This is a genomic window from Paenibacillus sp. Soil724D2, from assembly GCF_001427935.1.
Taxonomy (GTDB): domain Bacteria; phylum Bacillota; class Bacilli; order Paenibacillales; family NBRC-103111; genus Paenibacillus_E.
The window spans coordinates 132,599-146,786 of sequence record NZ_LMRY01000005.1 but is presented as its reverse complement, the minus strand read 5'-3'; the positions used below and the strand labels follow the sequence as shown (position 1 = coordinate 146,786).

Genomic DNA, 14,188 nt, shown 5'->3' with positions numbered 1-14,188 from the left:
TGTTAGTGGTACGTAATAAAACGATTTCGGCCCGTATAACCGAAGTAGCACTAATCTTGGTGATGCTAGCCATCTCAGCCATGTCGCTTGCGCCTGTTGTGCACGTATTTTCCGTCTCGTTTAGCGACAACGCGGCAGCGGCTGGGGGATTCGTTAAGTTTTGGCCCGTTGGCTTTTCTTTGGAATCGTATCGTAAAATTTTGGAAGAACCGCATTTTTTCAATGCATTCTTAGTTTCCGTCAAACGGGTTTTGCTTGGTGGGGGAATCAATTTCGTATTGACCGTCATGATGGCGTACCCGTTGTCGAGAAGCAGCAAGGAATTCCCATACCGGAACGTGTATATGTGGTTCATGCTGTTTACGATGCTGTTCAGCGGCGGGATTATTCCGTTGTATTTGACTGTAAAAGCATTAGGGATGTTTAACTCGATATGGGCTCTGGTGCTGCCAGGTGCGGTGCCGGTGTTTAACGTTATTTTGTTAATGAACTTCTTCCGGAACCTGCCGAAGGAGCTGAGCGACGCGGGTTACATGGACGGTGCGGGACCTTGGTATATGATGGTCAAAGTTTATCTACCGCTTTCGCTGCCTGCGATGGCTACGGTCACTTTATTCAGTATTGTCGGTCACTGGAATTCGTTCTTTGACGGCATGATCTTCATGCGCAGTGCGGAAAATTATCCGCTGCAAACGTATATTCAGCAGCTTGTCGTCAATCAGAACGCATTGTTGGAACTTGATTCGACCAAGCTTGAGTTACTGATGAAAGTATCGGATAAGACTCTCAACGCTGCAAAAATCGTGGTTTCGATGGTGCCGATTCTTATCGTGTATCCATTTCTGCAAAAGTATTTTATACATGGAATCATGCTCGGTTCAGTAAAAGAATAGTCAAAGAAGAGGTGCAAATGCGATGGAGTGGAAGGTCATGACTTTCAATTTGCGATACAATGAGCCGAAGGATGGGGACAACGCATGGCCTCATCGTGTGAGGCGCGTTTCCCATATAATCCAAGAGCACAACCCTATGCTTGTTGGCACGCAGGAAGGCTACTATGACATGCTGACCGAGCTTCATGGGGAGCTGGAAGCGTACAATTGGATCGGCATGGGCCGATTCGGTGAGCACGACAATGAGCATTGCGCTATTTTTTATAAGAAGGATGAGCTTGAGGTGCTGGAGGAAGGTCATTTCTGGCTTTCGGAAACACCAGAAGTAACGGCATCCAAAAGCTGGGACAGCATGTTCCCTAGAATGTGCACGTGGGCTCGATTCCTGGACAAACACAGTCAGAAGGCATTTATCGTGTACAACACCCATTTGGACCATCACAGTAAAGAAGCTAGAGAAAATGGTGTTAAAGTGATTTGGGATTATATTCGTTCGCATAAGTCCGAGCATTCTTTACCCGTTATTTTAATGGGGGACATGAACAGCCATCCTAGCTATCCGCCTATCCGTTATTTGAGGGGGGAATCTGGGGACGAAAGTCCGAAAGGCTGGCTGAAAGACGCTTATACTGTTGTAGAAGGGAATGTAGGCCGCACTGCGCACGACTTCAAAGGCGGAGCAGACGAGGCGCCAATTGATTATATTTTCGTATCTCCCGAGATGGAACTGCTGGAAACGATCGTCGATAGAAGGCAGATCGAAGGGGGCTACCCGTCGGATCATTATCCGATTATTGCTTCTTTGCGCTTATCTTAAGACAAAGCAGATCAAGGAGAGCGACAGATGAAACCTGTGGAAAGAATACGATCAGTTACAACAATTACGAAAAAAATTGCTCCTACAGAGCAAAGCACCTATATTGAAGTGCCTTTTGAAATGCCCGAGCATGTTGAGGAGATTGTGGTCACATATGCGATCGAATCACACGGTGAACAAAAGGCCGTGATCGACTTGGGTCTGAGGGACACCGTTAGAGTGAGAGGTTGGAGCGGAGGAGCGCGCAAAACCTTTCGACTTGGAAAGGAACAATCAACTCCCGGCTATTTATCAGGTGATTTAACGCCTGGAAATTGGGCGGTTCTGCATAACGCCTACAAGGTACCGAACGAAGGTTGTTCCGTTACCGTTACCATCGAATTTCTTTATAAGACACCTCGCTGGCTGAAAGGCGATCTACATACGCACAGCGTGAATAGCGACGGCACTTTTACGCTGGAAGAGAATGCAGCAAGGATGGAGGAACTCGGCTGTGATTTCATCGCCATGACGGATCACAATACAGTGAGCCAAAATATGACCTATCCGCGCCATACAAGCGTTGTCATGATTCCGGGAATGGAGTTTACAACGAATTTTGGACACAGCAATTTCTTGGGTGTTGCCGATCCGATCCGAGATTTTCGAGTGAAGGATCAGAAGGACGTCAATGCCAAGATTGCCGAAGCCCGTGCTAATGGAGCCAAAATCGTGATTAATCATCCGCACTGCGAGTATTGCCCGTGGGAATGGGATTTGGGTGTCGATCACGACTGGGTTGAAGTCTGGAATGGTTCCTTTACGGAGCGGAATGTAAGAGCGCTGAATTGGTGGCATAGTCAACTCGTCTCTGGCAGAAGGCTTGTTGCTGTTGGCGGCAGCGATATCCATCGTCCAGATCCGTACGTCAAGCATGCGATGCCATGTACATGGGTGTATGCTTCTGAAAAAACCGTGGATGGCATTCTGAGCGCTACTGGGCTGGGTCACGTGGTGATTACTTATGCACCAAACGGACCTTTTGTTGAACTAAGCTGCGGCTCTTATCGAGTTGGAGACATCGTTCCTGCAGGAGAGTGGAGCAGAGAAGTGTGTTTGCAGGCCGAGGATTTGCAGGCAGGAGATATGATCAAACTGTTCAGCAACATCAGATTGGAAAAGGAAGTCCTAGTGTCCTCAGACGGAGGGCTTACCATCCATTTTGATGCACAGGGAACAACGTTTATACGCGCTGAAGTATGGCGGCATTTCGATGAGGTCAACATGACGCTTATGGCTGCGTTAACGAACCCGATTTATTTTGACTAGTAAAAGGATATCGGCATCCGCGACGCGATGAAAACCTTGAAATAGATTGAAAGCAGAAACACAACCTTTTGCATGGTAAAAGGCTGTGTTTTTGTTTTTTCAATAGATAAGAATTTATATGTTTTGGGTTTTGGAGTAATCTATGCAGTTCATTGTGCGGATAAGGCAACTGAAGTAGCTTATTTGTCTTAATGACTCCGGCTATGATTACATAAGCAAGCTAGGCTTGCTTATTGTTGGCTAATACACCATGGAAGTCTCGTTTATCAGCTGATAAGCATGCGCTGTGGTCATATCTGACGAGATGCTCCGATATTAGAACGAATAAGCAAGATAAGCTTGCTTATTCGTTTCTAGCTAAACCGCTATTCGTAGAAGGCCCGGGTTGTGCAAGACTGCTTGTAAGAGCGGATGCGAGTTGTACCAGAAGCAGGTCGTAATAGCTTCATCTGAGTAAGCTTATTTTGATTCGTAATAGTCACAGACTAGGTTTATCTTGCGATAAACCACTTCTAATGAGGTCGATTACTAGTGAATGCCCTTAATAATAAATTCACTCAAACAATGTCGAAAATAAGAGGTGTTTGTCGAAATAACACGAAATTCATAGTGATAATCAGTAATCATAGAGATAAGTGGGGGCGATGAAGATAATGAAGCTAAAAAGTATTCAAAGTAAATTTATGTTGCTGCTTGTTCCTCTTATTGTTGTTACTCTGTTTGGCATTGTGGCGTTCGCATACGTAAATAGTAAAGGGCTAATTAATAACGAAATTGGGCTCAAAATGCAGCAGCAGCTAGAAAGTGTGACCAGCAGCATTAATGGGAAGCTTGTTGCGCATCGTAAGGTGGGAGAAGTGGTTGCCAGGACGGTTGAGTTTGCTCCTAACCAGTTGACTTTGGACAATTATAATAAAATACTAAGTAGTGATTTGGCTACGAGTGAAGATACATTTGGTTTAGGAATCTTCTTTGAACCCTTCAAGTACAATGCCAAAACGAAATATTTTTCGTCTTACGCGTTCCGAGAAGGGGATAAAATTAACTTAACGCAAGACTATAATGCAGCAGATTACGATTATCCGCACTGGGATTGGTACAAAGTGGCTCAGGACACGAAACAAGCGTTTGCGTACTCCGATCCTTACTATGACGAACCGACGAAAGTCACCATGGTGACGGCGAGCGTGCCAGTCTATGATCAAAAAAAGCAGTTTCTCGCTGTTATCACCGGCGATTTTAACCTGGCACGCTTGCAAAAGCTTGTTGAAGAAACAAAGGTAGGCCGCACAGGCTGGGCGTTCATGGTGGATGCCAAAGGCAACTATCTGGCTCTGCCGGATAAGTCCAAGGTGATGAAGGTCAGTATGGATAAAGACCCGAACCCGTCGATAAGCGCGCTGGCGCCAACGCTGCTTTCACAGCCAAATGGCCAATCCACTATCACAGATGACAAGGGAATTAATCGCGTTTATTATCAAAAGACACCAGAAACTGGATGGACTATTGCACTCGTTATGCCAGAGAAAGAGCTGCTAGAGCCTGTGAAGAAGCTTGTCGTTTCTTTGGGTATAGGCGGACTGATCGCGCTGGTCATCATGGTGCTTGTGATTATTTTATTCAGCCGATACCTAATTAACCTAATACGAAAAGCCAAAGTGATGGCAGGTCGCATCGCGGAAGGTGATTTAACGCAGCATATGGAAGTGAAAACGAGCGACGAATTAGGTCAAATGGGGCATTCCTTCAATGAAATGATTCAGAGGCTTCGTACGATGCTTGGATCTATTTCGATGCACACGCACACCGTTGCTTCTATGTCCGAGCAATTATCGGCAAGCGCAGAGGAAACTTCGAGAGCGACGGAGCAGATTGCAGATTCCATCCAGCAAGTCGCTGCAAGCGCAGATGAACAAAGCCATATGAATGATACGTCGAAAAAGACGGTTACCGATATCGCCAAGCGGCTTGTATCGATTGTGGACGGCGTTAAAAAGGTAAATGTTTCGACAGAAAAAACCGCCGAGACAGCTGAAAAAGGGAACAGAGCCGTAGGCGAGGTAACGGAGCAAATGAAGCTCATTCATCGCAATATGGAACAATCCTCCATGATTGTAGATGCGCTCAGCGGGAAATCACTGCAAATCGGGGAAATGATCACGTTGATTACCTCTTTATCCAGCCAAACGAACTTGTTAGCGCTCAATGCCTCAATTGAAGCAGCACGGGCAGGCGAGCACGGTAAGGGCTTCGCCGTCGTTGCGACCGAAGTTCGCAAGCTGGCCGAACAATCCGCGACAGCAGCGGACCGTATTCGCAGCTTAATCGGTGACATCCAATCGGAGATCAACAGCGCAGTAGATTCAATGAATAAGGGTACCCAAGCAGTCAATGATGGAACTGTCATGAGTGAAAGTGCGAAAGCGGCATTTCTGGCTATTCTACAAGCAGTGGAGGATGTTTTTGGACATGTGAAAGAAGTGTCTCAATCGGCTGTCTTCATTCAATCCGACTCGAAACATATGGTTGAGGTTGTCGAGCAAATTTGCGCCATTTCCAGTAAATCGCTAGAGAGCACACACAGCATAGCCGCAGCAGCTGAGCAGCAGCTTGCTTCCATGGAAGAAGTTAGCGCAGCTTCCCAATCGTTGTCCAAAATGGCTGACGAGCTCCAAGAAGTCGTCAAAGTATTTAAGGTATAATAACAAGAAAGAAATTAATTGTCATCGGTGCCTCTGATATACTTGTCTTTGTTTTTGTATTCGTACCAAAAAGCTACGAGTACACCGATGATTAAAGCAATCGATATCCAGTGGTGAGCAATGAAGTTCCAGAGGGTATTCATGTGAGTACCTCCTCTAATTTTTTTACCACATAAGAATTTATAAGTTTCCGATTTAATCGGAGGACGAAATTCTTTTTGGCGAATAAACCCAATATAGGAATCTTTGGTCGTAGACCAAAGTCTCTCCTCGCTAAGCGTGGTCGCTCATCTTCGAAAGACCTCGGTAGAAGTTTATCTCATATGAAGGATAGTTTTGGCAGGAGATGTTGGTTTCATGCATTGGGTGATTCGCCCAGGGCGGAGAATCAGTAAAATGAAGGCGGAGAACCGTGTGAAAGCAGCAACCTGAAGGCCAGAGAACGTGTAAAAGCAACAAAATGAAGGGCAGAGAACCGTGAAGGTAGCAACATGAAGGGCAGAGAACGTGTAAAAGCAACAAAATGAAAGGCGGAGAACCGTGAAGGTAGCAAAAGCCCGAAAGCAGTGGATGGCTTTCATGAGTGTTGCCATTGGGATGGTCCTAGTTCTGGTTGCGGCTGGTTGTTCGCCGCAAGTACTGGAGAGAGCGGCTATACGGCAGGTATCGCCTATAGTAAGCAAGGAAACGCCTGCGATCACGAGTAGCGCGACCAAGCAGCCGGTGGCGGAAAGTCCTGCCGCTGAGTCATCACTGCAGTTGCCTGCAGTAGAGGCTAGGACAGGGGCAGCACCAGCGCCTAAAACAAAGCCTACAGCAGATCTTACAGCAGAGCCTGCGAAAGAGCCTAGAACAAGAGCCGGCGGCTTCTAAAACTGCTGGCAAGCCTCAACAAGGAAGGCTCGTCATGCTGGACCCCGGACATCAGCGCCAAAGTAATAATGCTCCTGAGTCGGTAGGCCCGGATACGCGGGAAACCAAGCCAAAGGTCAGCTCCGGCACGGTCGGCGTACGAACGAAAAAACCGGAATATGTGCTCAATCTGGAAGTTTCACTGCTGATCAAGGACGAGCTGGTCCGCCGCGGTATAGAAGTTGCGATGACCCGCGAGTCACATGAGGTTGATATCAGCAACAAGCAGCGTGCGGATATGGCGAACGAAGCAGGAGCAGCGCTGGCTGTACGCATTCATGCGGATGGCGATAGTTCACCGAAGACCAAAGGGTTTTCGGTGTTGTATCCGTCGGCTTCCTCAGCAGCGGTGAAGCCTATCGCATCAGAAAGCCATGAAGCAGCTGGCTTTATTCTAGAGCATCTGAAGGCTGCGACCGAAAAGGCTGGAAGAGGACTGTCAGCACGCAGCGACTTATCAGGCTTCAATTGGTCCAAAGTTCCAGTTGTGCTGGTCGAGCTAGGCTTCATGACCAATCCGGAAGAAGATGAGCTAATGTCCGAAGCGGAATATCAGAATAAGCTGGCACATGGTATCGCAGACGGAATTGAGCAGTTTTTGAAAAACCGATGAGCCGCCTCTATACCCTGCAAAGTGAGCAATAACCTATAGCAAGTGCACGAGCTGTAAAGATGTTTTTCATCGTTACAGATGCGAGGGGAAGTGAAATCGTGTCCGTAACGATATATTTCATCTTTACAGCTGAGAAGATAATCTAAACGAGCGAGTGATAGCAAAGAGAAGTTCGTTCCCCATGCTCAAACATAGGCTTTAGACAAGAACCTGGCCATCGGTCAGGTTTTATTTGTGACCAAAGGCGTATAATGTATAGTATATTGGTAAAAAGTTACCATTTAGGAAGAAAGGGGATCTGCCATGCTGCCATCTTTTTTCATTGCCCATGGAGCACCGAGTTTGGCGATCGAGCAGCATGCTTACACCGAGTTTTTGCAGAAGCTGGCCAAGAGCATTCCTGCGCCTAAAGCCATCGTGCTGTTCAGCGCACATTGGGAAAGTCCCGTGCAGAAGATCAGCTCAGCGATTCATCTGGAAACGATCTATGACTTCTCGGGCTTTTCAGAAAAGCTTTATGACATTAAGTACCCAGCTAAAGGGGATTTGACGCTAAGTTTACATATACAGCGATTGTTACAGGAAGAGGGCATTCGTTGTGAGCTCGATGATGAGCGAGGCTTGGATCACGGGGCGTGGGCACCTCTGCACATTATGTATCCAGATGCGCAGATACCGGTGGTGGCGCTCTCTGTGAATCCGCGTTTGACAGCGGAAGAGCATTATCGCATCGGCGCGGCATTAGGCCCCTTGCGGGAAGAGGATGTTCTTATCCTCGGCAGCGGTGGGACGGTTCACAACTTACGCAGGTTGGATCAGAATAATCCTGTGCCGCAGGTGTGGGCGGTGGAATTCGATGAGTGGTTGGCGGAGCAGCTGGAGACGTGGAATTTGGATGCGCTTGTTCGATATGACGAAAGAGCGCCTAACGCGCGTGAGGCGGTTCCGACGCCGGAGCATTTTGCGCCTTTGCTGCATGCACTAGGTGCGGCAGACACTGCACGCAGGGCGAAGCTGCTGCATCACAGCTTTCAGATGGGCACGCTGAGCTTGTGCTGTTGGATGTTCGGCGGGATGAGGAAGTCGTAGCGTAGGCGGACTGAATAGGATGGAATGAGGCTGCGCAAATCGCGCTGGAAACCGAGCTGGAACCGTGCGTTAACACATGGAAAGCGAGCGGGGGAATGTAGGAACTGCGTGTGAACCACGCGGAAACTAAGCATGGTATCGAGCAATACTGGTACGGAACAGCGGGAAATTAAGCGAGAATCGTATAGAAACCGAGCGAAACAGCGGTAAACTAGCGAGTATCGGTTGGAGCCCGAGCGAAAACTGCGCGAAAAACATCCCGGTCGCTAATCCAGGAACCGCGCCTTGAACTCAGGCTTCGGCAGCATGCAGTGCTCAGCTTTGCCGAACCAGCGATAGCGGTTGCGCGCTACGAACGAGTAGCCCAGATTCCTCAGCGGAGCGGGAATGATGATGGCCGCATACGCTAGAGGCCAAGCGCCACGCAACCGTCGGGCAATGCGCAGCACAGCGGTCGAACGGGTATAGGAGCGGCCGCCCTCGATCAGGACGATCGTGCTGATGATATCCATAGGCAGGTTGTGCTGCTCAAGCAGCTTTTGGCCGCTATCTGACTGTAAGGAAGCGAAGCGGAAAATCCCCTTCGGATCGTTCCGCAGGATGAACTGAACAGCTCCGCTGCACAGATTGCAGACCCCGTCGAACATGACGATGGCATGGTCATCGGTAAGCTTGGTCATGGAATAGCCTCCTTTTTGGCGAGTAGGGAATTGTTAAGTGGTTGATGCAATAAGTGCACTAATTCGGGTGGTCAGACCGTCTATATAGGTAGAAGCTGCAAATAGTGCAGCAAAAATGGCTTCTGAGAAAGTAGCATTCCAGCAACCAAGTCCATCATGCAACCCATAAACAAGCCAATTAACCAACCGGAAGCAATCCGTTAAGCACGCCTATGACACAAACATGATAACTCAGCACCACACTTACCTAGCAACATACACATAATATATCTCTCCCTACTATATCACAGTCGCGGGTCCAACTACCCCAGCACCACTAGCACAAAAAGTCTTCTATCTATCGCATCACTAGCATATACATTTACTAGAACGATTAAGAGAAGAGGTGCAGCCCTGTTGAAATCATTGCCTTTATTCCGCCGAAAAAACCTTAGCGCCTGGCTCGTCCTTGGATGCTCTGTCATAGCCATTGTCGGTTGCAGCGATACGCCTGCCTCCTTACCATCCACCAGCCCGAATGCCGCTGAAGCCACGTCCGCTGCCGCATCGCCGCCTTCCAAACCTGCTGCCACAGCGGTGGAGACGGAGCTGCCGTATAAATTCCCGCTAACGGGTTTGCCTACCGATAAAGAAGTGAAGAGCCGGCCTTTCATGGTCATGGTCGAAAATGCCCCGCAAGCCAGGCCCCAAACCGGCCTAGATCAGGCGGACATCGTCTATGAGATTCTCGCAGAGGGCGAGATTACGAGATTCGTCTCCGTGTTCCAGAGCCAAGCAGCGAAGACCATTGGTCCCGTGCGCAGCATACGTCCTTATTTCGTGGAGATCGGCGACGCGCTCGATGCGGTTATCGTCCATGCCGGCTGGAGTCAGGAAGCGATGGATATGATGGCAGGCCGCAAGCTGGCCCATCTCGATGAGGTGTACGGCGATGGCGCCTACTACTGGCGCGCGACCGATCGCAAGGCACCGCACAATCTCTATACCTCTGTGGATAAAATGAAGCAGGGCGCCGAGGCGCGCAAATTCCGTTCTGAATGGAACGGGCCGCTGCTCACTTTTGCCAAGGAGGGTCAAAGTAAACTTACCGGCGCAGCCGTGAATTATATTCAAATTCCTTATATTCAAGGGTATTTCGTTTCCTATGAATACAATGCCGCTGAAGGTGTATACAAGCGCAGCATGGAGGGCAAGCCGCATCTCGACAGGGAGACGGGCAAGCAGCTGCAAACCAAAAATCTGCTCGTACTCGAGAGCAAGCACAAGATTGTGGACAAAGAGGGGCGTCGTGAAGTCGACGTATTCGGACCTGGTAAGGGTGTGATTTTGCAAGAGGGCAAGTCTCAGCAGATCACGTGGGAACGCAAAAATGGCATGCTTCGCGCCTATGCGGAGGGTGGCAAGGAAGTGCCGCTGCTGCCGGGCAACACTTGGGTTCAAATCGTGCCAGAGGGCACAGCGTTGAAAATGGAATAGCACTAGATAGGCGCAAAGAAGCCGCCCTGCTTGGGTTTAGAACCAAGACGAGGCGGCTTTTCTCGTGCGTTTTTTTGGAATTATTTTGACCTGACCGATAGTTGATGGCATTCACGGAACGCAAAATGCTTACACCCCAGACATTGAGAGTAGTTAAGTTTTGTTAAGGCAAAGCTAACCGCGTCACCTGTTTTTTCGAAAAAGTGTTCCTGACCAATGAGTTCGTCTAATCTTGTTTTCTTCAGCATTTGGCGTGGTTGGTTCTGTAGTTCGGAAATGATTACGGTGCCACCGTGCTTGTTAAAGTGCTTGACGATACTTGATAAATTAGATTCCCCGGTTGTATCCATATAGGGAACATTGCCCATTTTCAATATTAACACTTTGGGTTTGTAATGGATTTCGTCCATAATGGACTTCTCAAACATGGTTGCAACCCCAAAGAACAAAGCTCCTTCGACGGTATAAATACTGATTTGAGGGCAATAGTGCTGTTCATTAACCATATGTGCTGCTACTTTTTCATTCTTATCGGAAGGGTCGGGCAAGACCTTTGCAGTAATTAACAAATCGCTCATATGTTTCACAAAAATGATAACTGACAAGACTAATCCAACCTCAACAGCGGTTGTTAGATCCGTAAAAACAGTAAGAAGGAAGGTAATAAGCAGAACGAATGACTCCGCAGTTTTGGTTTTTAAAACGTGGGCGAACTCCTTGCGTTCGCTCATATTCCAAGCAACAACCATTAAAATGGGTGCCATACTCGCAAGAGGAATGTTCGAAGCATAAGGAGCAAAGAAGAACAAAACCAACAGGACGACAATACCGTGAATGACCCCAGAGAAGGGAGACTCCGCTCCATTTTTAATATTTGTTGCGGTTCGTGCAATAGCCCCTGTTGCAGGAATACCCCCGAACAATGGAGTTATCATATTAGCGATACCTTGACCAATCAATTCACGATTGCTGTTATGTCTGCTTCCTGACATTCCGTCAGCAACTACGGCTGAAAGTAAGGATTCAATGCCACCTAACATGGCTATTACAAAAGCGGGTTTTATTAAAGATTGAACGTGTTCAATTGAGAGTGCAGGAAAGTGTATGCTAGGCAAGCTATTTGGAATTGCACCGTAGGTAGAACCGATGGTTGCAACTTTGTCAGGATAGAATAGGGATGCTGCAACCGTAGAGATCAATATTCCCACTAATGAGCCAGGAACTTTAGGTAAAAGCCAAGGTGTCAGAATGATAAGCACCAGACAAATTACAGCAGTTAATACACTGTACATATTGATTGTTGAAATGTGAATGCCTAATTCCTTCATATTGGCAAGAAAATCTTGATGTTTTTGTAGATTACTTAATCCAAGGAAATTGGCAATTTGTCCTGTGAAGATGGTAACGGCAATTCCTGTGGTAAAACCTATTGTGACAGGCCGCGGAATAAATTTAATGACACCGCCTAATTTAAAAATCCCCATGAATAGCAGAATGACTCCTGCCATAAAACCTGCGATAAGCAAGTTTTGGTACCCATACTGCATCACAATCGCAAATAGAATGGGAATAAATGCTCCGGTCGGACCGCCAATTTGAAATTTTGAACCACCAAATAATGAGATTAATATTCCGGCTACAAACGTAGTATATAACCCGTATTCAGGCTTTACGCCTGAAGCAATTGCAAACGCCATTCCTAATGGAATGGCGACGATACCTACGATCAGACCTGAAATCAAGTCTTTTTGAAATTTTTTTCGATTATAGCCTTGGAATCTGCCGCTAAAAGAGAGTTTCATAGCTGATCTCACCGACCTAAATATTTGATTATTTGAATATATATAAAATCATATATCCAAAGCAATCAGGTGTCAATTTAATATTTCTAGATAAACAAGCGAATTAAACAAAAAAGAAGCAAATCGTCGAGAATAACAACCCGATTCACTCCTTTTTTGTGAATTACTGATTTTTTATATTTTCTAACATTGAAATAGCACTCACAAGATGATTGTCAAAGATCTGCTTGGTAACCGTTAGCAGGTCTTTAATTAATGGGTCTGTTAGAGAGTATACCACTGAGGTTCCGTCTTTAATCCCACGGACTACGTTTTTATTTCTTAATACAGCTAACTGTTGTGAAACGGCAGAACCTTCACTGCCCAATATCGTTTGTATCTCATTAACGTTTTTGTCGCCTTCGACTAAAACTTCAAGGATTCTTATCCGCAGTGGGTGTGCTAACGCCTTGAAAAAATCCGCTTTAAAATGCTGTATTTCTTGATACATAGCGTTCTCCCCTACTATAAATATTCGAACATTTGAATATATAGAATATCATATCACAAGCTGGAAAGCATGGATCCCAAGTTTCAAAATCCTTTGCGTTTTTAAATACTTTTCAGTTATAGTATAAGTTATAAATATTCAAAAAATCAAATATATTGTTATTTGAGACTATGAGGATAAGGGTTGGGTCTGAATGCTCGTTGGTGACGAATTGTATATAGCTACAAGAAGGTATCTTATCGACTATGGCATGCGGCATTTAAATGGATTAGGGGCAGACCATATTTGTAAAGTGTGCATTCAAAATGGCGGTTCTTGTTGTCGCAGTTGCAGTCACTTAGTAGACGGTGCGGGCTGTCAGAATAGAAATACAAGCTGCACGTCTTGGTTATGCGGATACTTAAAATTATTATTTTACAAAGCAGGATTGATTAAAGATTGGCATACATTTTGGGATGAAGTTCCTGGTATTGATTTTAGACAGGATTTTACCCCTCCATTGGTGAAAATGACGACACATTTTGAAGTTTCTATGATGAGAGAACTGGGCGAAGCGCTAGCGAATGATCTTAAACTTAAGTTGAGTAGAGATAAGGATAATATCGATTTTATTGTATTGGCTAGTGATTTGGATGAACTTATTGATGAGATAGAATTTGCTGGGAATTCAGATATCTCCACTCCATTAATAAAGAGGCTCAATTACTTAATCAAAGACTTTCATGAGTTTCAGCAAGCCATAAAAAACATTGAATTACACAATAGGGGAGAGAAAACGACTCCAGTGTAAAGAGGAGGGATTCTGATTTAATGATTACTTCTAGACAGATGGTTATTGAGCAAGGTCTTGATTACTTAAGAGATGTTGGCTCAGACCAATTATGTAACATTTGTATAGCTAATGGAGGATCATGCTGTAAAGGCTGCAGAAACTTATCCTTTAAAAGTGGTTGTAGAATTCGCAATACGAGTTGTACAGCATGGTTATGTGGATTTCTCAGGTACTTTCTTTATGAAGTAGATCTTCTTGAAGAATGGCATTCATTTTGGAAACAAGTGCCTGGGCGGGATTATCGGGAAGACTATACGCCAGATTATTTTGAATTTCAAAAAACGTTAATCAAACGAGACCTTCGTTTTCTTAGCCACGAACTTGCAGAGGATTTAAACATATTATCTAAAAATTATCCTGAACAAGGTTATATGTTTGTTTTAAGAGAAAGAATCGATAGTAACTTGGATCTTCTGTTTGATGGGGAATGTCCAGATAAAAGGGCTATTATTAAAAGTAATTTAGGAGCATTATCGAGCGAGTTTTACCGATTTCACAAAGCTCTTGAAACTTATCGTCAGCAGTTGGAACAAACAAGCCTAGTATAAGGGGATCGAAGAATATACATCAAGGA

15 protein-coding genes are annotated in these 14,188 nt (G+C 46.0%); 10 read left to right on the top strand and 5 right to left on the bottom strand.

Features of this window, described 5'->3' with window-relative positions; genetic code table 11:
* Positions 1-5 precede the first annotated feature (5 nt).
* The 4 genes from ASG85_RS07325 to ASG85_RS07310 all read left to right on the top strand — a co-directional run bounded on the left by ASG85_RS07325 (position 6) and on the right by ASG85_RS07310 (position 5,720).
* Complete coding sequence (locus tag ASG85_RS07325; protein ID WP_060645808.1) at positions 6-893, top strand: carbohydrate ABC transporter permease; 888 nt, start codon at positions 6-8, stop codon at positions 891-893.
* Between the two features lie 37 nt (positions 894-930).
* Positions 931-1,710, top strand: a complete 780-nt coding sequence (locus tag ASG85_RS07320) for an endonuclease/exonuclease/phosphatase family protein (RefSeq protein ID WP_063860201.1) — start codon at positions 931-933, stop codon at positions 1,708-1,710.
* A gap of 27 nt (positions 1,711-1,737) precedes the next feature.
* Positions 1,738-3,018: a CehA/McbA family metallohydrolase gene (locus tag ASG85_RS07315; protein WP_060645806.1), complete on the top strand. Its 1,281-nt coding sequence runs from the start codon at positions 1,738-1,740 to the stop codon at positions 3,016-3,018.
* Positions 3,019-3,671: 653 nt separating this feature from the next.
* The gene (locus ASG85_RS07310) at positions 3,672-5,720 is read left to right on the top strand and encodes a methyl-accepting chemotaxis protein (RefSeq protein ID WP_235550085.1); all 2,049 of its coding nucleotides are present in this window, start codon (positions 3,672-3,674) and stop codon (positions 5,718-5,720) included.
* A gap of 14 nt (positions 5,721-5,734) precedes the next feature.
* Here ASG85_RS07310 and ASG85_RS39550 read toward each other — a convergent pair whose 3' ends face one another.
* The gene (locus ASG85_RS39550; protein WP_268795865.1) at positions 5,735-5,863 is read right to left on the bottom strand and encodes a hypothetical protein; all 129 of its coding nucleotides are present in this window, start codon (positions 5,861-5,863) and stop codon (positions 5,735-5,737) included.
* 397 nt (positions 5,864-6,260) lie between these two features.
* On the opposite strand from ASG85_RS39550, the gene ASG85_RS07305 reads away from it, so the two are divergent.
* The 3 genes from ASG85_RS07305 (at position 6,261) to ASG85_RS07295 (ending at position 8,334) form a co-directional block, all read left to right on the top strand.
* Positions 6,261-6,593, top strand: a complete 333-nt coding sequence (locus tag ASG85_RS07305; protein WP_060645805.1) for a hypothetical protein — start codon at positions 6,261-6,263, stop codon at positions 6,591-6,593.
* Between the two features lie 34 nt (positions 6,594-6,627).
* Positions 6,628-7,245 (top strand): N-acetylmuramoyl-L-alanine amidase family protein, encoded by a 618-nt coding sequence (locus ASG85_RS07300; protein WP_060645804.1) that lies wholly within the window; start codon positions 6,628-6,630, stop codon positions 7,243-7,245.
* 303 nt (positions 7,246-7,548) lie between these two features.
* On the top strand, positions 7,549-8,334 hold the full coding sequence (locus ASG85_RS07295) for a DODA-type extradiol aromatic ring-opening family dioxygenase (RefSeq protein ID WP_060645803.1): 786 nt from the start codon (positions 7,549-7,551) through the stop codon (positions 8,332-8,334).
* A gap of 266 nt (positions 8,335-8,600) precedes the next feature.
* Here the strand turns inward: ASG85_RS07295 and ASG85_RS07290 are convergent, their stop codons facing one another.
* Positions 8,601-9,014 carry a thiol-disulfide oxidoreductase DCC family protein gene (locus ASG85_RS07290; RefSeq protein WP_060645802.1) on the bottom strand — a complete coding sequence of 138 codons (414 nt, stop codon included), beginning with the start codon at positions 9,012-9,014 and terminating at the stop codon, positions 8,601-8,603.
* A gap of 302 nt (positions 9,015-9,316) precedes the next feature.
* Complete coding sequence (locus ASG85_RS36835) at positions 9,317-9,673, bottom strand: hypothetical protein (RefSeq protein WP_156396476.1); 357 nt, start codon at positions 9,671-9,673, stop codon at positions 9,317-9,319.
* Here ASG85_RS36835 and ASG85_RS07280 point away from each other — a divergent pair.
* Positions 9,666-10,490 carry a DUF3048 domain-containing protein gene (locus ASG85_RS07280; RefSeq protein ID WP_060645800.1) on the top strand — a complete coding sequence of 275 codons (825 nt, stop codon included), beginning with the start codon at positions 9,666-9,668 and terminating at the stop codon, positions 10,488-10,490. The two genes, ASG85_RS36835 and ASG85_RS07280, sit on opposite strands and share 8 nt — an antisense overlap.
* Before the next feature lie 80 nt (positions 10,491-10,570).
* On the opposite strand, the gene ASG85_RS07275 is transcribed toward ASG85_RS07280, so the two are convergent.
* Positions 10,571-12,292, bottom strand: a complete 1,722-nt coding sequence (locus ASG85_RS07275) for a SulP family inorganic anion transporter (RefSeq protein ID WP_060645799.1) — start codon at positions 12,290-12,292, stop codon at positions 10,571-10,573.
* A gap of 163 nt (positions 12,293-12,455) precedes the next feature.
* Positions 12,456-12,782 (bottom strand): ArsR/SmtB family transcription factor, encoded by a 327-nt coding sequence (locus ASG85_RS07270; protein ID WP_057301912.1) that lies wholly within the window; start codon positions 12,780-12,782, stop codon positions 12,456-12,458.
* A gap of 193 nt (positions 12,783-12,975) precedes the next feature.
* Here ASG85_RS07270 and ASG85_RS07265 point away from each other — a divergent pair, with 193 nt between their 5' ends.
* A complete protein-coding gene (locus tag ASG85_RS07265; protein ID WP_060645798.1) occupies positions 12,976-13,572 on the top strand; it encodes a hypothetical protein in 597 nt (198 codons plus the stop codon).
* Between the two features lie 20 nt (positions 13,573-13,592).
* Positions 13,593-14,162, top strand: a complete 570-nt coding sequence (locus ASG85_RS07260) for a hypothetical protein (protein ID WP_060645797.1) — start codon at positions 13,593-13,595, stop codon at positions 14,160-14,162.
* Positions 14,163-14,188: the final 26 nt, after the last annotated feature.

Coding starts and splice junctions, on each gene's coding strand:
- ASG85_RS07320 (WP_063860201.1), top strand. CDS start 931: ATGACTTTCAATTTGCGATACAATGAGCCGAAGGATGGGGACAACGCA.
- ASG85_RS07315 (WP_060645806.1), top strand. CDS start 1,738: ATGAAACCTGTGGAAAGAATACGATCAGTTACAACAATTACGAAAAAA.
- ASG85_RS07310 (WP_235550085.1), top strand. CDS start 3,672: ATGAAGCTAAAAAGTATTCAAAGTAAATTTATGTTGCTGCTTGTTCCT.
- ASG85_RS39550 (WP_268795865.1), bottom strand. CDS start 5,863: ATGAATACCCTCTGGAACTTCATTGCTCACCACTGGATATCGATTGCT.
- ASG85_RS07300 (WP_060645804.1), top strand. CDS start 6,628: ATGCTGGACCCCGGACATCAGCGCCAAAGTAATAATGCTCCTGAGTCG.
- ASG85_RS07295 (WP_060645803.1), top strand. CDS start 7,549: ATGCTGCCATCTTTTTTCATTGCCCATGGAGCACCGAGTTTGGCGATC.
- ASG85_RS07290 (WP_060645802.1), bottom strand. CDS start 9,014: ATGACCAAGCTTACCGATGACCATGCCATCGTCATGTTCGACGGGGTC.
- ASG85_RS07280 (WP_060645800.1), top strand. CDS start 9,666: ATGGTCATGGTCGAAAATGCCCCGCAAGCCAGGCCCCAAACCGGCCTA.
- ASG85_RS36835 (WP_156396476.1), bottom strand. CDS start 9,673: ATGACCATGAAAGGCCGGCTCTTCACTTCTTTATCGGTAGGCAAACCC.
- ASG85_RS07275 (WP_060645799.1), bottom strand. CDS start 12,292: ATGAAACTCTCTTTTAGCGGCAGATTCCAAGGCTATAATCGAAAAAAA.
- ASG85_RS07270 (WP_057301912.1), bottom strand. CDS start 12,782: ATGTATCAAGAAATACAGCATTTTAAAGCGGATTTTTTCAAGGCGTTA.
- ASG85_RS07265 (WP_060645798.1), top strand. CDS start 12,976: ATGCTCGTTGGTGACGAATTGTATATAGCTACAAGAAGGTATCTTATC.
- ASG85_RS07260 (WP_060645797.1), top strand. CDS start 13,593: ATGATTACTTCTAGACAGATGGTTATTGAGCAAGGTCTTGATTACTTA.